Source organism: Phenylobacterium sp., from assembly GCF_013911965.1.
Classification (GTDB): Bacteria; Pseudomonadota; Alphaproteobacteria; order Caulobacterales; family Caulobacteraceae; genus Phenylobacterium.
This window is the reverse complement of record NZ_JACESE010000005.1, coordinates 81,480-100,366: the sequence shown is the minus strand read 5'-3', so window position 1 is coordinate 100,366 and position 18,887 is coordinate 81,480. Positions and strand designations below refer to the sequence as shown.

23 protein-coding genes and 1 pseudogene are annotated in these 18,887 nt (G+C 68.8%); 12 read left to right on the top strand and 12 right to left on the bottom strand.

The window, feature by feature from the left end; translation table 11 throughout:
- The first annotated feature begins 20 nt into the window (after positions 1 to 20).
- From H2041_RS06835 to hutC, 5 genes are all read left to right on the top strand, one after another.
- Positions 21 to 557, top strand: a complete 537-nt coding sequence (locus H2041_RS06835; protein ID WP_308238009.1) for a TonB-dependent receptor — start codon at positions 21 to 23, stop codon at positions 555 to 557.
- Positions 469 to 1,815 carry a TonB-dependent receptor gene (locus tag H2041_RS06830; RefSeq protein ID WP_367133170.1) on the top strand — a complete coding sequence of 449 codons (1,347 nt, stop codon included), beginning with the start codon at positions 469 to 471 and terminating at the stop codon, positions 1,813 to 1,815. Before H2041_RS06835 ends, H2041_RS06830 begins: the two co-directional genes overlap by 89 nt.
- A 72-nt stretch (positions 1,816 to 1,887) precedes the next feature.
- Positions 1,888 to 2,595, top strand: coding sequence for a PepSY domain-containing protein (locus tag H2041_RS06825; protein ID WP_257817732.1), 708 nt, complete (start codon positions 1,888 to 1,890; stop codon positions 2,593 to 2,595).
- A complete protein-coding gene (locus H2041_RS06820) occupies positions 2,592 to 3,383 on the top strand; it encodes a PepSY domain-containing protein (RefSeq protein ID WP_293383812.1) in 792 nt (263 codons plus the stop codon). Before H2041_RS06825 ends, H2041_RS06820 begins: the two co-directional genes overlap by 4 nt.
- A gap of 56 nt (positions 3,384 to 3,439) precedes the next feature.
- A complete protein-coding gene (hutC, locus tag H2041_RS06815; protein WP_293383872.1) occupies positions 3,440 to 4,174 on the top strand; it encodes a histidine utilization repressor in 735 nt (244 codons plus the stop codon).
- Between the two features lie 82 nt (positions 4,175 to 4,256).
- Here hutC and H2041_RS06810 read toward each other — a convergent pair.
- The 7 genes and pseudogenes from H2041_RS06810 to H2041_RS06780 all read right to left on the bottom strand — a co-directional run.
- A pseudogene (locus H2041_RS06810) lies at positions 4,257 to 5,224 on the bottom strand (efflux RND transporter permease subunit); the annotation flags it as partial.
- Between the two features lie 23 nt (positions 5,225 to 5,247).
- A complete protein-coding gene (gene copD / locus H2041_RS06805; protein WP_293383815.1) occupies positions 5,248 to 6,177 on the bottom strand; it encodes a copper homeostasis membrane protein CopD in 930 nt (309 codons plus the stop codon).
- Positions 6,178 to 6,179: 2 nt separating this feature from the next.
- Positions 6,180 to 6,542 (bottom strand): copper homeostasis periplasmic binding protein CopC, encoded by a 363-nt coding sequence (gene copC, locus H2041_RS06800; protein ID WP_257817735.1) that lies wholly within the window; start codon positions 6,540 to 6,542, stop codon positions 6,180 to 6,182.
- A 105-nt stretch (positions 6,543 to 6,647) separates the two neighbouring features.
- Positions 6,648 to 7,319, bottom strand: coding sequence for a DUF305 domain-containing protein (locus H2041_RS06795; protein ID WP_293395102.1), 672 nt, complete (start codon positions 7,317 to 7,319; stop codon positions 6,648 to 6,650).
- 349 nt (positions 7,320 to 7,668) lie between these two features.
- Positions 7,669 to 7,881, bottom strand: coding sequence for a hypothetical protein (locus H2041_RS06790; protein ID WP_257835829.1), 213 nt, complete (start codon positions 7,879 to 7,881; stop codon positions 7,669 to 7,671).
- 16 nt (positions 7,882 to 7,897) lie between these two features.
- Positions 7,898 to 8,239 carry a hypothetical protein gene (locus H2041_RS06785; protein WP_257835828.1) on the bottom strand — a complete coding sequence of 114 codons (342 nt, stop codon included), beginning with the start codon at positions 8,237 to 8,239 and terminating at the stop codon, positions 7,898 to 7,900.
- Positions 8,240 to 8,412: 173 nt separating this feature from the next.
- A complete protein-coding gene (locus H2041_RS06780) occupies positions 8,413 to 8,937 on the bottom strand; it encodes a helicase (protein WP_257835827.1) in 525 nt (174 codons plus the stop codon).
- A 96-nt stretch (positions 8,938 to 9,033) separates the two neighbouring features.
- On the opposite strand from H2041_RS06780, the gene H2041_RS19095 reads away from it, so the two are divergent.
- Positions 9,034 to 9,273 carry a multiprotein-bridging factor 1 family protein gene (locus tag H2041_RS19095; protein WP_367133058.1) on the top strand — a complete coding sequence of 80 codons (240 nt, stop codon included), beginning with the start codon at positions 9,034 to 9,036 and terminating at the stop codon, positions 9,271 to 9,273.
- A gap of 183 nt (positions 9,274 to 9,456) precedes the next feature.
- Entirely contained in the window at positions 9,457 to 9,729 is a 273-nt protein-coding gene (locus H2041_RS06775; protein WP_257835826.1) for an AlpA family transcriptional regulator, read from the top strand.
- 200 nt (positions 9,730 to 9,929) lie between these two features.
- Here the strand turns inward: H2041_RS06775 and H2041_RS06770 are convergent, their stop codons facing one another.
- Positions 9,930 to 10,178, bottom strand: a complete 249-nt coding sequence (locus H2041_RS06770) for a GDCCVxC domain-containing (seleno)protein (protein WP_293383824.1) — start codon at positions 10,176 to 10,178, stop codon at positions 9,930 to 9,932.
- Positions 10,175 to 10,453 (bottom strand): MFS transporter permease, encoded by a 279-nt coding sequence (locus H2041_RS06765; RefSeq protein ID WP_293410871.1) that lies wholly within the window; start codon positions 10,451 to 10,453, stop codon positions 10,175 to 10,177. The genes H2041_RS06770 and H2041_RS06765 overlap by 4 nt, the downstream gene beginning before the upstream one ends.
- A 216-nt stretch (positions 10,454 to 10,669) precedes the next feature.
- Between H2041_RS06765 and H2041_RS06760 the strand changes: the two genes are divergently transcribed.
- Both H2041_RS06760 and H2041_RS06755 read left to right on the top strand, forming a co-directional pair.
- Positions 10,670 to 11,062, top strand: coding sequence for a helix-turn-helix domain-containing protein (locus H2041_RS06760; RefSeq protein WP_293383827.1), 393 nt, complete (start codon positions 10,670 to 10,672; stop codon positions 11,060 to 11,062).
- Positions 11,063 to 11,297: 235 nt separating this feature from the next.
- Complete coding sequence (locus tag H2041_RS06755) at positions 11,298 to 13,268, top strand: ParB N-terminal domain-containing protein (protein ID WP_293383830.1); 1,971 nt, start codon at positions 11,298 to 11,300, stop codon at positions 13,266 to 13,268.
- Positions 13,269 to 13,650: 382 nt separating this feature from the next.
- Here H2041_RS06755 and H2041_RS06750 read toward each other — a convergent pair whose 3' ends face one another.
- Both H2041_RS06750 and H2041_RS06745 read right to left on the bottom strand, forming a co-directional pair.
- Positions 13,651 to 14,256: an RES family NAD+ phosphorylase gene (locus tag H2041_RS06750; RefSeq protein WP_257835820.1), complete on the bottom strand. Its 606-nt coding sequence runs from the start codon at positions 14,254 to 14,256 to the stop codon at positions 13,651 to 13,653.
- Positions 14,257 to 15,261 (bottom strand): DnaB-like helicase N-terminal domain-containing protein, encoded by a 1,005-nt coding sequence (locus tag H2041_RS06745; RefSeq protein WP_257835819.1) that lies wholly within the window; start codon positions 15,259 to 15,261, stop codon positions 14,257 to 14,259.
- Positions 15,262 to 15,684: 423 nt separating this feature from the next.
- On the opposite strand from H2041_RS06745, the gene H2041_RS06740 reads away from it, so the two are divergent.
- Both H2041_RS06740 and H2041_RS06735 read left to right on the top strand, forming a co-directional pair.
- Positions 15,685 to 15,996, top strand: a complete 312-nt coding sequence (locus H2041_RS06740; RefSeq protein WP_257835818.1) for a DUF736 domain-containing protein — start codon at positions 15,685 to 15,687, stop codon at positions 15,994 to 15,996.
- Positions 15,997 to 16,067: 71 nt separating this feature from the next.
- A complete protein-coding gene (locus tag H2041_RS06735; RefSeq protein WP_257835817.1) occupies positions 16,068 to 16,979 on the top strand; it encodes a zincin-like metallopeptidase domain-containing protein in 912 nt (303 codons plus the stop codon).
- A gap of 17 nt (positions 16,980 to 16,996) precedes the next feature.
- On the opposite strand, the gene H2041_RS06730 is transcribed toward H2041_RS06735, so the two are convergent.
- On the bottom strand, positions 16,997 to 17,362 hold the full coding sequence (locus H2041_RS06730; RefSeq protein WP_293383834.1) for a DUF3703 domain-containing protein: 366 nt from the start codon (positions 17,360 to 17,362) through the stop codon (positions 16,997 to 16,999).
- A 164-nt stretch (positions 17,363 to 17,526) separates the two neighbouring features.
- On the opposite strand from H2041_RS06730, the gene H2041_RS06725 reads away from it, so the two are divergent.
- Positions 17,527 to 18,879 carry a site-specific integrase gene (locus H2041_RS06725; RefSeq protein ID WP_257835816.1) on the top strand — a complete coding sequence of 451 codons (1,353 nt, stop codon included), beginning with the start codon at positions 17,527 to 17,529 and terminating at the stop codon, positions 18,877 to 18,879.
- Positions 18,880 to 18,887 lie beyond the last annotated feature (8 nt).

Below are 18,887 nucleotides of genomic sequence, written 5' to 3'. Positions count from 1 at the left end.
GCGACCCGAACTCGGGTCAGATCACGAGCACCCTTGAGACCAACGCGAACCTCGGCACGCTGAAGACCAGCGGCACCGACTTCCAGGTCGACTGGGTCGTGGCCCTGGCCGATGTCGGCGGGCCGCACTGGGGCACGGTGGCGCTCAACGTCATCGGCACCAAGCTGCAGGAGTGGAAGCGGCAGGACCTGCCCGGCGGCGCGTTCACCGACCGCAAGGGGACGATCTCCAACACCTTCGGCCTGACCCTGCCGGAGTGGAAGTTTTTGTCGACCCTGAGCTGGAACTACGACCCCTTCAGCCTGGGCGTGCGCTGGCGCTACCAGGGCTCCGTCGAGAACTTCAACAACCGGGAACAGGTCCTCGACGCGGTCAACTACTTCGACCTGAACGGCTCGTGGAAGCTGAACGAGACGGTGACGGTCCGCGGCGGGGTGAACAACCTCACGGACAAGCAACCCCGGGTCTATTCGCCGTCGATCGCGGCGAACACCGACCCTTCCAGCTACGACCTGGTCGGCCGTCGCTACTACATCGGCCTCACGGCCCGCTTCTAAGCTCGAAAAGGTTCGAACCGATGAGAAGATCTTTGCTGACCGTGGCCACTGGCGCGACCCCGACGCGCTGACGGTGCTGGGGGTGGCGAACACCAACCAGCAGGATCCGATCTCGGGCTCGGTCAACACCAAGGAAGCCTATCTCGAGCTCTCGGCGCCGCTGCTGGCGGACATGCCCTTCGCCGAGCGCGTCGAACTGAACGGCGCGGTCCGGTACTCGGACTACAACCTGTTCGGCAACAACATCACCTACAAGCTGGGCCTGGACTGGACGGTCATCTCCGGCCTGCGCCTGCGGGCCACGTACGGCACCGGCTTCCGTATCCCCAGCGTCCCCGAGCTGTTCGGCGGCGTCGCCGAAGGCAACCTGACGACCACCGATCCGTGCAGCCGCTACTCCACGAGCGGCGATGCGACGCTGATCGCCAACTGCCAGGCCTCCGGCGTGCCGGCCGGCTACGTCCAGCTCGGCAACACGGTGCTGACGACGGTGGGCGGCAACCAGAACCTGCAGCCGGAAGAGTCGGAGAACCTGACCCTCGGAGCGGTCTTCCAGCCGGAGTTCGTGCCGGGCCTGTCGGTGACGGTCGATTACTTCGACATCCAGATCAAGGACGCGATCCGGAACATCCCGGGCTCTACGAAGCTCGCCGTATGCTACGCCAGCCCGAACCTTTCGCACCCGTTCTGCGGACCCGAACACTTCACCCGCAGCACGCGGACCGGTGAGGTGAACTTCCTCTCCTCGCAGCCGACCAACGCCGGCAAGGAGACGATGAAGGGGGTCGACTTCGGCGTGCGCTACGCCTTCGACGTGGCGCATCTTCGCGCCGACCTCGACTGGAACACGACCTACCTCGCCAAGTACGAGGTGATCCCCTTCGTGGGCGCCGACCCGATCATCTTCGACGGCTATATCGGCGGCGGCAACGGCGGCTATCCGCACTGGCGTTCGAACGCGAGCCTGACGGTGTCGGACGTCAACTGGAACGCCACCTGGTCGGTGCAGTGGATCGGTAAGGCGAAGGACTTCAACGCCTCGCCCGGCGACATCGGCGACGAGACGCCGAACGTCTTCTACCACAACGTCCAGTTCGCCTACCGCGTGTCGGAGAAGGCCAACATCGCCGTCGGCGTCGACAACCTGTTCGACCGCGACGCGCCGTTCATCCAGAGCTGGACCGACGCGAACACGGACACCATGACTTACGACCTGCTGGGTCGTAGGGGCTACGTTCGCCTGCAATACACGTTCTGACGGACGTAGGTTCCGGGCGCCGGAGAGAGGCCCCAATGCTCTCCGGCGCCTGCCCTTTTCTAGAGACCCCCGATGCGGCTACCCGCTCTCGCCCGCACCACGCACAAGTGGTTCGCCCTGATCCTCGCCATCCAGGCGGTGTTCTGGACCCTCAGCGGCCTCTACATGACGGCCGTCCACATCGACATCATCCACGGCGACCGGCTCGTGCGCGCCCAGGCCCCACAGCCGATCGCGCTCGCCGGCCTCGTGGAACCGACGCATCTCGCCCACCTCGCGCCCGGACTGAAGGCGGCGCGGCTTGAGAACCAGCTGGGGCAGCCCGTCTATGTCGTCGACGCGGATGAGGGGAAGGCGCTGTTCGACGCCCGCAGCGGCGAGAAGCTGTCCCCCTTGGGCGAGGGGGCGGCGCGGGCCCGGGCCAAGGCGCTGTTCGCCGAGGACGGCGACATCGTGAGCGCCGAGCTACTCACCAAGGCTCCGCTGGAGATTCAGACCCGACCCGTGCCGATCTGGCGCGTCGAGTTTGAAGGCGCCTGGCGGCCGACATTCTACATCTCGCCCCAGACCGGCGAGCTCGTCTCCCGCCGCCACGACCTGTGGCGCACCTTCGACTTCGTCTGGATGTTCCACATCATGGACTACGATGACCGTCAGGACGTGAACAACATCCTCATTCGCATCTTCACCTGGATGGGCGTCGCCACGGCGGCCACCGGTGGGTGGCTGCTCCTCTACAGCTTCCGCCGCAAGCGGCGGGTCCGAAAGGCCGCGGCATGACCTGGTCGCCCATGTTCCTGATCCGCTGGCTGCACAAGTGGTCCGGCCTGGTCCTGGGCCTGCAGTTCCTGCTGTGGGCGCTGAGCGGCGCCGTGATGGCGCTCCTCGATCACCACAAGGTCTCAGGCGAACATGCGCTCGCCCCGCCCGCTGAGCTGCCGGCTGCCGCTGCGCTGCTGCCGCTGACCGGCGTGGCCGGAGCGGTCGGCGAACCCATCACCAAGCTGCGCCTGAAGCCGCTGTACGACAGCTGGGTGTACGAGGTGAGCACGCCCCGCGGCGTCAGGGTCATCAATGCAACGACGGGGCAGCCCGTCGTCATCGACGCAGCCAAGGCGCGCGAGCTCGCCGTGGCAGGCTTCACCGGATACGAGCCGCCCAAATCTGTAACCTACGTGGCCAAGTCCACGCTGGAGACTCGCGACCTTCCGCTGCCTGTCTGGAGGGTGGAGTTCGCCGACAAGGAGCGGCACGCTCTGCTCGTGTCCGCCAGCACCGGCGAGGTGCTGGCCGCGAAGAACGACACCTGGCGGCTCTGGGACGTGGCCTGGATGCTGCACATCATGGACTACGACGACCGCCAGAGCTTCAACCATCCGCTCATCGTCACGCTCGCGACGGGGGCAACCTGGCTGGCGCTCAGCGGCCTGATCCTGCTGTTTCGCAGCTTCCGGCGCTCGGACGTGGCCTGGATCCTGGACCCGCTTGAGGCCTTGGCGGAGCGCCGGCGGGCCAAGCGGACGGCGCCGCTGCCGCCCGCCGCCAAGGACAGCCGCCCCCGGGCTTGATACGTGGCATTGCAAGCGCAAGGCTGCGTTACGCAGGCGCGGCCGAAAGCGAGTCCATGAGTGCTGCCGCTGCCCTGACGCTTCACAAGCGGATCCGCTCGGACATATCCGAGCGCATCTTGTCGGGGGCATGGCCCCCGGGGCACCGCATTCCTTACGAGCACGAACTCATGGTGGAGTACGGCTGTTCACGCATGACGGTGAACAAGGCGCTCGCGCCGCTTGCCGAGGCCGGGCTCATTGAGCGACGTCGCAAGTTCGGGACGTTCGTGGCGCGGCCCAGGATTCACTCCGCCGTGCTCGACATCCCGGACATCCCGGCCGAGGTGAGCGGGCGCGGCGAGGCTTACGACTATGAGCTCCTGTCCCGACGCGTTCGACCCGCCACGGCTCGCGAGATGGAGGAGCTCGGCCTCGAGCGTTCGGCCGAAGTCCTCGTCCTCAAAAGCCTTCACCGGGCCGGCGGGCGGCCCTTCGCGCTGGAGGAGCGGCTGATCAACCTCGAGACAGTGCCGCAGGCCGCCGAAGCCGACTTCGCCGCCACCGCGCCGGGCAGCTGGCTGCTGAGCCATGTGCCCTGGACGGAGGCCGAGCATCGGATCAGCGCGGCGAACGTGCCGAAGGCGGTGGCGGCGGCGCTCGGCATCAAGCTGATGACCGCCTGCCTCTTGCTGGAGCGCCGCACCTGGCGAGGCGCGGACCGCATCACCCATGTTCGGCTCATCTTCCCGGGGGAGGCCTACGACCTCGTCGCGCGCTTCGCCCCGAAGAGAGGATCTACCGAGACCTGATCCCGCGCGGCCACGATGCTCCGCGCCGACGCCGCGATGCAGTACAGCGGCGCCGCTCAGGAATCTCGCGGGGCGCGCGGTGGCGCCGGCGGCGCAACAGGAGGTACCCCGCTGGGATGACAAGCATGGAGAGCAGGGGAGCCGTCAGCATGCCCCCGATCATCGGCGCCGCGATCCGGCTCATCACCTCCGAGCCGGCGCCATGGCCGATCAGCACAGGCGTGAGCCCCGCCAGGATCACCGCCATCGCCATGGCTTTCGGACGTACGCGCAGCAGCGCCCCTTCCCGAATGGCGTCCTCGACGTCACCGGGGCCCGGTTCGGGCCCGCGCTCGGCAAGGGCGTGCTTCAGGTAGATGAGCATCACGACCCCGAACTCCGCGGCGACCCCGGCGAGGGCGATGAAGCCCACCCCAGTCGCCACCGACTGGTCATAGCCAAGGAGGTAGAGCGCCCAGAACTCGCCGGTGAGGGCGAAGGGCAAGGTGAGCATTATGAGCGCCGCCTCGTCCAAACGACGGAAGGTGACGTAGAGCAGAAGGAAGATGATCGCGAGCGTCGCGGGCACGACGAGCTTCAGCCGCTCGGCCGCCCGTTCGAGGTACTCAAACTGCCCCGAGTAGGCGATCGAGACACCCGATGGCAGCTGTACGTCCTCGCTGAGCGTCTGGCGAAGGTCGCCGATCACCGAACTTAGGTCGCGGCCCCGGACGTCCACATAGACCCACGTGGAGGGGCGGGCGTTCTCCGTCTTCACCATCGGTGGGCCGTCTGCGATCGTGATGGCCGCCAGCGTGCCGAGCGTGATCTGTTGGCCCGTGGGCGTCAGGATCGGCAGCCCTCGCAGCCCCTCAAGGCTGTCGCGCAGCTCACGCGGGTAGCGGAGGCTGATCGGATAGCGCGCCACGCCCTCCACCGTTTCGCCGATGGTCTCACCGCCGATTGCGCCGGAGACGATTTCCTGGACATCGGCGATGTTCAGGCCGTAGCGGGCAGCCGCGGCGCGGTGGATCTCGTGTCAACATAGCGCCCGCCTGTCAGCCGCTCGGCGCCGGGCAACTCGGTTCACGTCCTCACATGGCCCCTGGCGGCGCGAGCGTGCCGAACCATGCGACCAGCGCCAGCACACCGAAGCCCAGCGCGGTTTCGAGGATGACGCTTCGACGCAAGTGGGCGAGGGCCGCACCCTCGCTGTCTTGAGCGCCGAGGCCGCGTCCGAGCGCTGGCGTCAGCTGGAAGCGGTTTGCCGCCGCAAGCCCGAACATGACCACAAACAGGACCAGCTTGAGCGACAGGAGCCGGCCGTAGGCCGTGGTCCAGAGGCCGTTGAGATGATCGAGCCCGACCAGGAACCAGCCGTTGATCGCACCGGTGGCGAGGAGCACGGCCACGACAGCTGTGCCGACCCCGGAGAAGCCGTGTAGAGCGCGGTGGAGGGCCCCCGTCGCTGCTGGAGTTGGGGTGGGCGTACGAAGCAACAGCAGAAAGGCGACGAGCGCGCCGATCCACACCGCCGCAGCCCAGGCGTGGAGGATGTCAGAGACGAGATGAAGGGACGCGCCGACCCCCTCTGTGGCCGCGCCGTGACCCATCCAGGCCAAGCTTGCTGTTGCGATCGCGCCAAGCGTGGCCGCCACGATCCAGGTGGTGCGAGAGGGCTTGAGCACGAGGATCAGCAGCACCGCCAGCCCCGCAGCCGCGGCGCGGATTATGGCCGCCTTGCCGAGATCCATGCCGGTGGCGACGGCGCTCAGGGTCTCGGGCTTCAACCCTTCGGAAAAGGAGCCACTGAGGATGCTGGCCTGCCCGAGGATCGACAACAGAGCCGTCGCAGCCAGGAGCGTTCCGGCGCAAGCGAGAAGTCGGCTGGCCCATGGCGCCTCGGCCGCGGATCCATCTCCTCGCCCCGGCAGTGCGTAGACGAAAAAGAGCGATGATCCCATCAGGACCATCGCTCCCAGATATTGCGCCAGCCTGAGGACGATGACCGCAGGCTCAAGCACGATCAGCCAACCTTGAAGGCGACTTCGCCGGACATCTTGTGGCCGTCCGCCGTCGCCGCCGTCCAGACAACCTTGTAGGCGCCGGCGCTCAGCGCCGCCGTGGGCGCGCCCGTGAGGCTCTTGCCGTCCTTGGAGACGGTGGTCTTCACAGCGACCTTCATTCCACCGTGCTCGGGCATGACCACCTCGAACTTGGAGAAGGCCGGCACCAGCTTCTCGCTGAACGTCAGGGTGATGATCTTCGGCGCGGCGACCGTGGCGTTGGCGGCCGGGTTCGACGACACGAGTTTCGCATGGGCGGCGGCTTGCGAGGCCACGAGAAGGGTCGCCGCAGCGACCGCGACACCGAGGTGATGACGGATCATGGTGGATATCCCGACTGAAGTATTCAAAGGGATATACGCACCCGGCACATGAACCCCTCATGATCGGGCCTGCCGCCGGCGGTGGCTTGCCGGCGGCAGGTGGGATCAGCCGCCGAGCTTCGACTGCAGTTCGGCGATCTCTTTCGTCTGCATGTCGATGGTCTTCTGCGCCATCCGCCGGATCTCAGGGTCCTTCGCGTCCTGCAGGACCCGCTTCGACATGTCGATGCTGCCCTGGTGGTGTTCGATCATCTTACGCGCCCAGGTCTGGTCCGCGTCGGCGCCGGTCGCCGCCATCATCTTCTGGCTCATGGTCGCTTCCATCTCGGCGAACGGATTGGCTTGGCCGCCCTGCCCGCCGGCGTGCGCCTGAACCCATTTGTCGAGCTCGGCGCGGTCCTTGGTCTGCATGTCCATGGTCTTCTGGGCCATGTCGTGCATCGCCCCGTTGGGGGACTGGTTGAGCAGCGCCCGCGACATGTCGATACCGCCCTGGTGGTGAGCCATCATCTTCATCGCCCAGGTGCTTTCGACGGTGGACCCGACCGCTGCAGCCATCTTCTGCTTCATGTCCGACTCGATCGGCATGAAGACCGCCGCGGGCCCGCTGGCCGGGATCGCCGCATTGGCGCTCGCGGGTGAGGCCGCCGACTCTGGCGGGGTCGCGGCCGGCGCCTCGGTGCTCTCGTTGTTCTTGTTGCACCCGGCGAGACCCAGGATGGCGATCGCTGCGCCCGTCATGAGCCAGGGTGGTGCAAGTCCATTGTTCGTCAGCATGGGCGTTCCCTTTGTTCCCGTCGCGGCAACGCCTACAGCGCAGCCAGCGTTCCGGATTTACAAGAGCAGGAACCAAGTACGGCGGCAGACTCTCCCGTGATGGGAAAGTTATGCGGAGGTGTTCGGGGCTTCCGGGGTCCTTTCGATCTTTGGCGAAGGCTTTACCAACGAGGTCGACAATGTAGGGCCAAAGCTGAAAGCAGCGGCCGAGCAGCTCCATGAAGACGGCCTAGTCTCCAACACGTCTCAGTGCGGGACGATGGACGCAGCGAAGCCTACGCCACGCTCTTATTGCTTTCAGGCGGCAAGACCTGGGTCTTCGCTCAGCATGGTTGATCGTTGGCGCAGGTCAGTGCCGCACGAACTCGCCGGGCGGTCCGAAGCGTTCGGCGAGCTCTAGGCGGATGGCCTCGATCTCCGCCTCCAGCTGCGGCAGCTCGGCGGCGTCCGCGCGCTCCGCGCGCGCCAGCAGCGCAAGGCAACGGTCGACCAGCGCTATGGCCTCGGGGTTTCCCCGGCAGCGCAGCCGCAGGTCCAGCAGATAGGCGAGCGCGTCCTCCAAGCGGGTCTCCATCGGACTAGCGTGCCGGCGGGCGACGCTCGCCCAAGAGTGCGGTGAGGTCCCGGCGCGAGCCAGCGATCATCGCCTGGGCCTGCAGGTGGTCGTCGGTCCAGATCAGCTGCTCGGCGACCGCGAGCCGGGCGATCACCTCCTCCAGGCTTGTCGCGCCCTGCTTGGGCAGGGCCTCCAGCAGCGCGGCGCGCTGCTCCAGGAGGAGCTCCAGCATACCATCGATGTCACGGAGCTCCTGCGCGCCTGCCAGCATTCTTCCCGGCTGGGAGGGCTGGTCTTCGATATAGGCTTCGAGCCGCGCCCACCGGCGCCGTAGCCGGGAGATCCTGGCGTCGAGGTGGAGCAAGGCCCGGTAGGGCTTCGTGGGGTCCGGAGACGAGGAGCCCGCCGGCAGTTGCAGAGGCGCGGCGCCGACGGGGCGCGCGGCGGCTGCGGCGGAGGCGCCGGCGAGCAGGGTCCGGCGGGAGACCGCTGCCAAGCGCGCCGGGTGTGCGACGGGAGGACGTCCTGAGCCCATGATCAAGGGCGCTCCCCGGAACGGGCCGCGAGCGTCGTGAGATCGCGTCGGGAGCCGAGGATCATGTCGTACGCTTCGGGATGGTCGTCGCGGTAGAGGAGCCGCTCGACGACCGCCAGCCGCGCGGCGACGGTCTCGAGCGTGTCGGCGCCGGACCGGGGAAGTTTGTCGAGCAAGCCGTCCCGCTCCGCGCACAGCCGCTTCAGCTGCGCGTCCACGTCCCGCAGCGCCTGCCCCGCAGGCAAAGCCGCCTGCTCCGCTTCGCTCAGCCGGTGCCAGTTGTGCGTCTCGAACAGCCAACCCTCGATGTCGCCCCAGCGCAGGAGCAGGCGCTCGATCTCTCGATCCAGATGGACCCAGCGCCGGTAGAGGCCCGTGGCGGTCCCGGGCGCTGTGACGGACGGGAGCGGATGGGCCACGCCAGCCTGAGGCGCGGTGGCCGCCGCCGAGGTCCCGACCAGGACGGCTCGTCGGGAGAGCGCAGGCAGCCGGGCGCGCTCGCCCGCCGCCGATTGACGTGAGCCCATGATTAAGCTTCTCCGGTGTATTAGACTTTTAGTGCCACAGATGACGCTTCCAGATCAATCTAAAAGCACCATGAAAGTATCAAAAAGTACCTTGTCGTGGTGACCGCCGCGCAAATTCGAGCGGCGCGGTCCCTTCTTGGGTGGAGTGGATCCCAACTTGCCGCGGCCGCAGGTGTCTCCCTGCAGACCATCCGACGCATGGAAGGTGAGGTTGGGCCTGGGCGGAGCACAGCTGCGAACGTTCACGCCGTGCAGCAGGCGCTTGAAGGAGCGGGGGTGGTGTTCATCGCCGCTGATCAAGCTGGCGGGCCAGGTGTCCGCCTGAAGCGAGCGTAGCCTAAAGTTCAGAGGGGAAAGCCTTCCCCTGCGGTCGAGCCCTGACGGTCTCGTCCGACCCCTTCCAGCGGGGGAGCGCCCCCGCAACGCCCCCGCTCCCCAGCCCTGTGGGGCCGCTCCTCCCTCAGGTCGACTCGCAAGAAGGTGACTTTGTCAGTCCTTCGAAACTTGCGGAGCGCGCTCATGCCCAACCCTGTCATCACCCGCTGCATCCGACGTGCGGAGCTGCGGAGGCTCGTGCCGCTGAGCGACACGACGATCTATGAGATGGAGCGCCGCGGCGAGTTCCCCCGTCGCTTCAACCTCACGCCCCGTTGCGTCGCCTGGAGCTTCGACGAGGTCCAAGCCTGGCTGGCGGCGCGCCGGGACCCGGCTCCGGACCAGGTGCTCGAACGCGCACCCTCGCCCGACGTGCATCAGCGCCGCACGAGGCCCGTCCGCACCCTGGGAAGCTGACGCTCTCGCAGCGTTAGGGAGAGCGCCGGGCGGTCGCTCGCGGTCCCGCCGCGCCGGGCGCGGCTCCTGCGGGAGCGACCCTTCGGGCGCGTCGCGCCGCCCGCCGCTCGCGGCAGCGTCCCGCCATGCAGCGCCGGCTCCGCCGCGCGCAGGCTCCTTGCGGCCGCATCCTTGCTAAGCGGTCGCCGGCGCGTAACGTTTCAGCCGCTGGCGGCGCTGCAGCACGACGGTGCTCCGCCGTTCGCGCGAGCTTCTTGGACCGGCGGGCACGGAACGTCGGCGTACGAGCAATAGACGCAACAATCGCCGGCGTTCGGCTTCAGAACTGCGCTGCAACACGGGCAGTCATAGAAATACTGGCAGGCGTCCGTCGGCATGGTCTCCGTTGTCCGCCCACCGCACTCGGGGCAGGTCAGCGTGGAGCGTAGCTCAAAGGTCATCGCGTTCATGCGCGTAAGGTCCTCAGGATCATCAGGGCCTTTGGCTCTACGAACGGCTGCCAAAGGATCGCCAGCACCAGCAGCGCTGTCGCGAGTGAAAGCAGGATCACGGACAGCTGAGAAGGCGGCGCACAGCCCCCAGCGATCTTGCACGCCCGCGCCCGGCGTCCGATGCGCCACCAGCCAGCGCCCAGGACCAGGGCTGCGCCGATGGTCAGCCACAGGCGTTGGCCGGCGACGAAGGCTGCCCCGGTTAGGCCCAGGCCTGCGGCCGCGAGCGCCATTGGCAGCACACAGCACGCGGCCCAGGCGAATACCGCCAAGCACGCGGCGCAAACAGCTGACCAACTAAGAGCCGCGTCTTTGCGCGCGGATGATGCTGTCGCCTGGATTGTCACGCTCGCGCTTCCCTCTAACCGTTGCTACCTCTCCCACCCGTAGCGACTACAGGGTCAAGGCTTAATCACATGCGCGCTTCCCGAGGCCTCACGATCGGGGGGTTGGCGACCGCCAGCGGCGTCAATCTCGAGACCGTCCGTTACTATGAGCGAATCGGCCTGATGCCGGCGCCGGACCGCACCGCGGCGGGCCACCGCGTGTACGAGGATCACCATCTGCGACGCCTCGTCTTTGTCCGGCGGGGCCGACAGCTTGGGTTTTCCCTGGATGAGATTCGTGCGCTGCTGGACCTGGCCCAGCCTGGGCGACGCGCGTGCGGTGACGTCAAGAAGCTCGCCGCGATGCACCTGGACGAGGTCCGCGCAAAGATCGCTGATCTTCGCCGGCTGGAGACCATTCTCAGTGACACCATCCGCAAGTGCGACGGACAAGCCGATGCGCCCGCATGTCCGGTTCTCGACCTGCTTGAAGCGGATGCTGTCGCCTCGTCATAGTTCCCATCGCCGCGCCTTTGGCCCGGCGCCCGCTTAGGGCTCCGCCCTCGGCGCGCTTCGGAGCGGCTTCCGCCCAGCTTCGGTCCCCTCCGCCGGGCGCCACAGGCTGACGGGCCTCCAGGACCCTGCAGCCGGTTCCCCGCGAAGCCGCCCCTCCGCTTGCACACCCGGTCTCGCCGACGGGCAGGGCTGCAGGCGCGGCGTGCGCCTGCAACCCAGGCCCAAGGAGGACCTTATGACCGTCCAGACCGTGATCGAGTCCGGCGCTGTGATCGAAGTGCCCCTCAACAAGCTCAAGAAGTCGCCGAAGAACGCCCGCAAGACCCCGCACGGCGAAGCGGCCATCGCGGCCCTGGCCGCGTCCATTGCCGCCAAGGGCATGCTGCAGGCGCCGGTGGTGGAGCCGGAAGTGGGTGAGGACGGCGCGCCCACCGGCTTCTGGCTGGTGACCATCGGCGAGGGCCGCCGCCTCGCCATGCTGCTCCGCCTCAAGCGCAAGGAGGTCCGCAAGAGCGAGCCCGTCCGCTGTGTGGTCGACACGACCAACGACGCCCACGAGATCAGCCTGGACGAGAACGTCACCCGCACCGAGATGCACCCGGCGGACCAGTTCGAAGCTTTCCGGCGGCTGGCGGCAGAACGCGGTCTTGGCGCCGAGGACATCGGGGCGCGCTTCGGCGTCTCGGCCCAGGTGGTGCGCCAGCGTCTGCGGCTCGGCGCGGTCTCGCCCAAGCTGATGGCGATCTACCGCGAGGGCGGGCTGGCGCTCGATCAGCTGATGGCCTTCGCGGTCAGCGAGGATCATGGGCGGCAGGAGCAGGTCTATGACCAGCTCACCTTCAATCGCTCGCCGGGGGTGATCCGCCGCGCCATGACCGAAGCCAAGGTCCCGGCCAGCGACCGGCGGGCGATCTTCGTGGGGGCCGAGGCTTACGGCGAGGCCGGGGGGACCATCCTGCGCGACCTCTTCACCGAGGACGGCGGCGGCTGGTTCGAGGACGTGCCGCTGCTCGACCGGCTGGTGACTGAGAAGCTGGACGCCATCGCCTCGGAGGTCCAGGCGCAGGAGGGCTGGAAGTGGGCGGCGGCCTCGCTCGACTACCCGCACGGCCACGGGATGCGGCGGGTCTACCCGCACCCGGTGGAGCGCTCGGAGCCGGACAAGGCGCAGATCGACGCTCTCTCCGAGGAATACGACGCCCTGGTGAGCCAGTGGGACGCGGTGGAGGAGCTGCCGCCCGAAGTGGAGGCCCGCTTCAAGGAGATTGATGCCGCCCTGGACGCCTTCGGCGACGGGCCGGCTTACGATCCCGACGAGGTGGCGCGCGGCGGCGTGTTCGTGATCCTCGGCCATGACGGGCAGGCCCGCATCGAGCGAGGGCTGATCCGGCCCGAGGACGAACTGCCGGTGGCGGAGGCCGAAGCCGAAGACAATGCCCAAGGCGAGACGGAACCGGATGGTGACAGCGATGGAACCGCGCCGAAGGAGGCCGAGCCCGAGGAGGATGCGGGCGCGCCCTTGTCGGAACGGCTGTTGCTGGACCTGACCGCCTACCGGACCGTCGGCCTGCGCGACGCCGTGGCGACCGACCCCACCCTGGCGCTGACCGCCCTGGTGCACGCCCTGGCGCTCAAGGCCTTCTATCCGCCTTGCGAGCAGGCGTCGTGCGTGGAGGTGAAGCTGGTCAGCGCCTACCTCGACGGCCATGCGCCGGGCGTCAGCGACAGCCCAGCTGGACGACGGATCGCCGAACGGCACGAGGCCTGGGCGGCGCGCCTGCCGCGCGAGCCCTCGAAGGCGTGGGACGCCGTGTCGGGCTTCGGGGCGGGCGAGCTGATGGACCTGCTGGCCCATTGCGTGAGCCTCGGGATCAGCGCCGTGCGCAATCCGCTCGACCGCAAGCCGGCGGCCTGGGACCACGTCGAGCGGCTGGCGCGCGCCGCGGGGCTCGACATGACCACCACGTGGGCGCCGACCGCCGAGCGCTACCTTGGCCGCGTGACCAAGGCGCGCATCCTGGAGGCCGTCGCCGAGGCGCGGGGGGCGGAGGTCGCGGAGCGGATCAGCGACCAGAAGAAGACCGAGATGGTGGAGACGGCCGAAGTCCTGCTTTCGGGGACCGGATGGCTGCCGCCGCTGCTGCGCACGACGAAGGCCGAGACGCCGGAGGCGCCGGTGGACTCGCCGGCGATGGCCGCCGAGTAGGCGCTCCTGCTCGGCCAACTCGCCCGCGCGGGTCCGCCTGCGCGGGCTTCCCTCTGCCTAATCTTCCTCTGGAGTTCGAGTTGCGTGAAGATCGCCTTCGAGCTTCCTAACCTCGGCTTCCACGGCGCGCATGTGGAACATGGTGGCTTCGCCGATCAGCCGGCTCCGTTCCGCGAGGTTCTGTGTCTCGGCTGCCTGACGCAGCAGCTCCTCCGCCCTGCGGCGATTGATGTCCCGATCCGGCATCTTCCCGAACGTCGTCTTGTCGACCCAATCCTATGGAACCTCGAACCGTGGTCCTCTGTCCACGGTTTCAGCGCGGCCATTGCCGGGCGACAGACATGCGGCGGTTGTTGGCGGACCAACGGCCGCCGGGCGGCGGTCAGAAGATCGCGACGCCCAGGCGCCGTAGCGTCGCCGCAAGCTGCGCCCTCCGGTCCAGCAGGGCTCCAATTCGTGTGGCAGCGAGCTTGGGCAGCGCCCGCTCGAAGACCGCGAGGTTCGGCTCGCCAGTGAACCGGGACAGGTAGATCAGCCCATCGGGCTGGAGGTCATGCGCGTGGAGCGCCGCAGACCAGAGCTGGCCCAGCCGCCAGTCCGCCGCATGCGCCACGTCCGACGGGATGCCCATGCGCAGCGGCCCGTCGCCGCGCAGGTCCGCCAGCCGCAGCGGCGTCACCACCTCGATCTCCGCGCAAGCCCAGGCCTCGAACTCGGCAAGTTCGATCGGGAGGTCGCCAAGCCGGCCGTCGCCGCGATCCCGCACCAGGGTCTCGGCGACCGTCACATTCACCGATGAGCCGAGATAGACGACGCCGTATCGGTCGGCGGCCTCAGGCGGCGGGCTGAACCGGCTTTTCGCCGACCTTCCGAACCCCAAGGGATCGGGAAAGGTCCGGCGATAGAGCCGCAGCCATTTCGCGCCGGCCGGCTCGTCGTGCAGGACGAGCGAGCGGGTGCGAAATCCCTCCGGCGGTTCGGTCGCCACTCAGCCGAAATCTCCGCGCGCCTGGCTCTCAGCTAGGTCCAGGACCTCTGCGACCTTGCCCCTGCGGAGCTTATCCTTCGGCGCCTCGCCTTCCAGAGCCGGCGACGGCTGCGTCAGGAAGCGGAACACCGCCCAGGGGCTGTCGCCCAGCAGCTCGAACACCGTCGGCAGGCCCGGTAGCAGGCCGCCGTCCCGGGTCACCTGCCAAGCCGGGTAGCGGACGCCGCGCTTCGCGCCCTGCAGCCCCAGGATCTCCCGGCGCTTGAGCTTCTGGCGCACGGTCTCGCGCGTGGCGCCGATCAGCCCGGCGAAGTCGTCGGCGCCCAGCATGTCAGGCGCGGCGAGGACCTCGGCCGCACGGGCCTCGCCGCGGGCGCGCGCGTCGCGGAGGGCGGCTTCGAGCTCATCCTCCGCCGGGGGGCGTCGACGCAGGGCAAGCCCGCCGATCCGCGCGGCGAACGTCGGCACGTCTGTCGTGGATGGCGCGCGATCCACCAGGTCGGCCAGGTAGCGGACGCCGCCTAGCTCTCTGAACGCCGCGTCGTTCGAGAACTGCTCCGCCATCAGGATCGGCTCGGCGAGCTTCCCGCTGCGCCAGGCGTCTTCCATGGCGGCGAACAGCCGCTGGTGGAACGGCTCGTAGAAGTCCACCGCGGTGAGGGCGGGGCCCAGGTGCTCGAACCCGTCATTGTCGTACAGCAGGGCCCCCAGCAGCGCCTGTTCTGCTTCGATGTCGGCGGGGAGCGCGTCCGCCGACAGCGGCTCGACGTCGATGTCCACCTGGGATGAGGGACCTTGCAGCCGGACGGTGAGCTGGGTCGGCCGGCCCGTGCTGTAGGCGGCGCGAACGGCGCGCTCCACCTGCTGCAGCAGAGCGGCGAGGGCTGGGCTTTCCGGGTCCGCCTGGGCGGAGGCGGGCGCAGCACCGCCGAAGCCACCGGTCGCAGCGCTACGCTGAGCGACCCCGGCTGGCGTTCCGGTCTTCTTGGTGACGGCGTGGGTCATGGCGAGCTCCCGGGATGTCAAGGTGGGCAATCTCGTCAACTTCGTCAACCTGCGGTTCGTTCCGGCTCGAACGAGGGACTTGAGCCCGTTCCGTGAGGCCGATGCTTGGCGGCCCCGGCGGCCATACGTCTTCGTCGCGCGAGTCCCGGCCGGACGCGGTCTCTCTCGCTGGCTGATCTGGGCGAAGCCGATCCGGACCTTCAACGCCGACCCGCCGGCTTTCTTCCCCTGAGGCGTTCGCCTCATTCCTCGCGAGGCAAGAAAGCCTCTGGGTCGGGCGCCCTCCGCTGCGCTCCGGCCCTTCGCCACCCCACGCGCGGGCGCGTGGGGACCCGGCAGGGTGAAGGTCCGGCCTGGCTCCGCCCGACCGATCGCCATCGAGACCGCGATGGGCGCGGCTCGCCAGCGAAACGGAGACTTCCCATGGCCACCATCGGCGCCTTCCACAAGCAAGCCGACGGCTCCTACAGCGGGGCCATCAAGACCCTCACCCTCAACGTCAAGCAGGCCCAGTTCCGGGCGGCCGACAAGGACAACGAGAAGGCCCCGGACTTCCGCATCTTCTCCGGCCAGACCGAATTCGGCGCCGCCTGGAAGAAGACCTCTCGGGAGAACCGCGACTACCTCTCGGTCAAGCTCGACGACCCCAGCTTCCCGGCGCCGATCTACGCCAGCCTGGTCGACGCCGAGGACGGCTACAGCCTGATCTGGTCCCGCAGCCGCAGCGCCGACTGACCGCCCCGAGCCGCCGCCCCGCACGGCGGGGCGGCGCCCCATCCCCATCATCCAAGTTCAAGGAGGCCGCCATGTCGCGCGCGCCCAAACACACTCGCCCCGACCTCTACAGCCGCGTCACCCAAGCCATCGTCGAGGACCTGAAGCGTGGCGTCCGCCCCTGGACCAAGCCCTGGTCCGCCGAGCACCTCGCCGGCCGCATCAGCCGCCCGCTCCGCCACTCCGGCGAGCCCTACAGCGGTATCAACGTGGTCCTGCTCTGGGCCGAAGCCGTGGCCCACGGCTACGCCGCGCCGATCTGGATGACCTTCCGCCAGGCGCTGGCGCTCGGCGCCCACATCCGCAAGGGCGAGCACGGCGCGACTGTCGTCTACGCCAACCGGGTCAAGCGCACCGAAGCCGGCGACGACGGCCAGGATGTCGAACGCGAGATCCCCTTCCTGAAGGCCTACACCGTGTTCAACGTCGAACAGATCGAGGGCCTGCCGGCGCATTTCCACGCCCCGGCCGCACCGCAGCCGGAGCCGCAGCAGCGGGTCGAGCATGCCGAGGCCTTCTTCCGGGCCGTGGGCGCCGACATCCGCCACGGCGGCGGCCAAGCCTACTACGCCATTGGTCCAGACTACGTGCAGTGCCCGCCGTTCGAGACCTTCGTGGACCCGGAGGCCTACTACGCGACGCTCGCCCACGAGTGCACGCACTGGACCCGCCACCCGAGCCGCCTCGACCGCGACTTCGGCCGCAAGCGCTGGGGCGACGAGGGCTACGCGCGGGAGGAGCTGGTGGCCGAACTGGGCGCCGCCTTCCTCTGCGCGGACCTCGGCCTGGAGCTCACCCCGCGCGAGGACCACGCCAGCTACATCGACAGCTGGCTGCAGGTGCTTGAAGGCGACCGGCGGTTCGTCTTCACCGCCGCGGCCCACGCCCAGCGCGCGTGCGACTTCCTGCACGCCCGTCAGCCGGCGAACGCCGTCGCCGCCTGAGGCGAGGCCCGGCGCGCTCAGCGCGCGCCGGGCGCTTCGCAGTAGGGGCGCAGGTCATCCGGGATCGGCATCGGCTTCTTGGGCGGCACGTCGGCGCCGCCGGTGTTGCCGTGCGGCAGCCATCCCAGCAGCGACAGCAGCCCGCCGGTCGAAAGGCGCAACACCTGGCCCAGCACCTCGCGTGCGTCGCGGCGGCGCCAGCCGATCTTCAGCATCAGCCAGTGCGTCCAGCTGTGGGCGTCGAACCACGGCTGGCCCAGGATGTGCGCGCGCTCAGCCAGGCGGAACGCCTCGCGCAGGTCGCCCCGTGCGTATCCCACGCGCGCGGCCGCGGCCTCGCGTTCGTAGGCTTCCCGCCGCGCCGTCGTCTTCAGGTTCGCCATCTCGCCGCCTCCCAATCCGCGGCGAGCGTGCATGCTCTAGCCACTGGAGGATCAAGGCCGTTCTGCGGAGCGCTTGCAACCCTGGCGGTTTACCTCTTGCCGAACGCACCCATCAGGCGATGATGGGACTGGGCAGGGGGCGCGCGACCAGCAGGAGGCGCGCAATGGCCGATGAGGAGCAACACACGCTCCTGGACGGGAAGGTCCATGTCTACCGGCGGGCCAACAGCCGGTACTGGCAGTGCTCGACCTACCTCGGCAGCCGCAACCATCGCCAGTCCACCCGAGAGGAGAACCTCGCGGCGGCCATGGACTTCGCCCGCGACTGGTACATGGACGTCTACACGGAGCATCGGGTCCGCAGTCGCGGCGGCGAGATCGTCGCCGCCGAGGAAGCTCGCTTGCGCCAAGCACGCCTGCCGGCCCCGCGTGGGCGGAGCCACACCTTCAAGGAGGCCGCCGAGGGATTCCTCGCCGAGTACCAGGTCCTGACCTTCGGCGAGCGCAACGCCGTCTATGTGGAGGGCAAGGCCCGACACGTGCGCCTGCGGCTGGAGCCCTTCTTCGGAAGGGCGCCGCTGCACCGCATGACCGCGGGCCGCATCCAGGCCTACCGCGTCAGCCGCATGACCCCGCCGGACGGCGACGCGGCCAAGGCGTGGCGGCCGCCGGCCAAGAGCACCCTGCACCAGGAGTTGGTGACGCTTCGGCAGATCCTGAAGTGGGCGAACCGGCAGGGCTGGATCCATGCCTTGCCGGACATGAGCGCCCCCTACCGCCAGTCCGGCAAGATCTCGCACCGGGCCTGGTTCTCGCCCGAGGAATACAAGCGGCTTTACGAGGCCACGCGGGAGCGGGCCCGGACGCCCAGGAAAGAACGCTGGCGGGCGCAATCGGAGAAGCTGCACGACTACGTTCTGTTCATGGCGAACACCGGCCTCAGGCCCGACGAGGCCTCGCGGCTGCAGTTCAGGGACGTCAGCGTCATCTCCGATACCGGCAGCGGTGAACGCATCCTGCAGATCGAGGTGCGGGGGAAGCGTGGGGTCGGCTTCTGCAAGAGCATGCCGGGCGCGGTGCTGCCCTTCGAGCGGCTGGCCAAGCGCGGCGCGCCGGCCCAGGCCGACCTGATCTTCGGAAAGGTGCAGCGGCAGCTCTTCAACGCCGTCCTGGCGGAGCTCGATCTCAAGCACGACCGGGAGGGCAATGTCCGGACCGCCTACAGCCTGCGGCACACCTACATCTGCCTGCGGCTGATGGAAGGCGCCGACATCTACCAGATCGCGAAGAACTGCCGCACCAGCGTGGAGATGATCGAGAAGTTCTACGCCTCGCACATCGCCGGCACGATCGACGCCGCCGCGGTGAACGTCAGGAAGGCGGCGGCGCGTCCGGCGGCCGGGCCGAGGCGGCCAGGCCCGGCGCCGTCGGCGAAGGCTCCGGCTCCGAAAGCTGCGGCGCGTCGGCCGCCCGCGCGGCGATCCGCATCGCCCGCGTCTGAGGCGTCGCCACCGTGAACAGGCCC

Bases quoted from the DNA above. Each gene is read 5' to 3' on its own strand.
- H2041_RS06825 (WP_257817732.1), top strand. From the start codon at position 1,888: ATGCGGCTACCCGCTCTCGCCCGCACCACGCACAAGTGGTTCGCCCTG.
- H2041_RS06820 (WP_293383812.1), top strand. From the start codon at position 2,592: ATGACCTGGTCGCCCATGTTCCTGATCCGCTGGCTGCACAAGTGGTCC.
- hutC (WP_293383872.1), top strand. From the start codon at position 3,440: ATGAGTGCTGCCGCTGCCCTGACGCTTCACAAGCGGATCCGCTCGGAC.
- copC (WP_257817735.1), bottom strand. From the start codon at position 6,542: ATGATCCGTCATCACCTCGGTGTCGCGGTCGCTGCGGCGACCCTTCTC.
- H2041_RS06795 (WP_293395102.1), bottom strand. From the start codon at position 7,319: ATGCTGACGAACAATGGACTTGCACCACCCTGGCTCATGACGGGCGCA.
- H2041_RS06780 (WP_257835827.1), bottom strand. From the start codon at position 8,937: ATGGGCTCACGTCAATCGGCGGCGGGCGAGCGCGCCCGGCTGCCTGCG.
- H2041_RS06775 (WP_257835826.1), top strand. From the start codon at position 9,457: ATGCCCAACCCTGTCATCACCCGCTGCATCCGACGTGCGGAGCTGCGG.
- H2041_RS06770 (WP_293383824.1), bottom strand. From the start codon at position 10,178: ATGAACGCGATGACCTTTGAGCTACGCTCCACGCTGACCTGCCCCGAG.
- H2041_RS06765 (WP_293410871.1), bottom strand. From the start codon at position 10,453: ATGGCGCTCGCGGCCGCAGGCCTGGGCCTAACCGGGGCAGCCTTCGTC.
- H2041_RS06755 (WP_293383830.1), top strand. From the start codon at position 11,298: ATGACCGTCCAGACCGTGATCGAGTCCGGCGCTGTGATCGAAGTGCCC.
- H2041_RS06745 (WP_257835819.1), bottom strand. From the start codon at position 15,261: ATGACCCACGCCGTCACCAAGAAGACCGGAACGCCAGCCGGGGTCGCT.
- H2041_RS06740 (WP_257835818.1), top strand. From the start codon at position 15,685: ATGGCCACCATCGGCGCCTTCCACAAGCAAGCCGACGGCTCCTACAGC.
- H2041_RS06735 (WP_257835817.1), top strand. From the start codon at position 16,068: ATGTCGCGCGCGCCCAAACACACTCGCCCCGACCTCTACAGCCGCGTC.
- H2041_RS06730 (WP_293383834.1), bottom strand. From the start codon at position 17,362: ATGGCGAACCTGAAGACGACGGCGCGGCGGGAAGCCTACGAACGCGAG.
- H2041_RS06725 (WP_257835816.1), top strand. From the start codon at position 17,527: ATGGCCGATGAGGAGCAACACACGCTCCTGGACGGGAAGGTCCATGTC.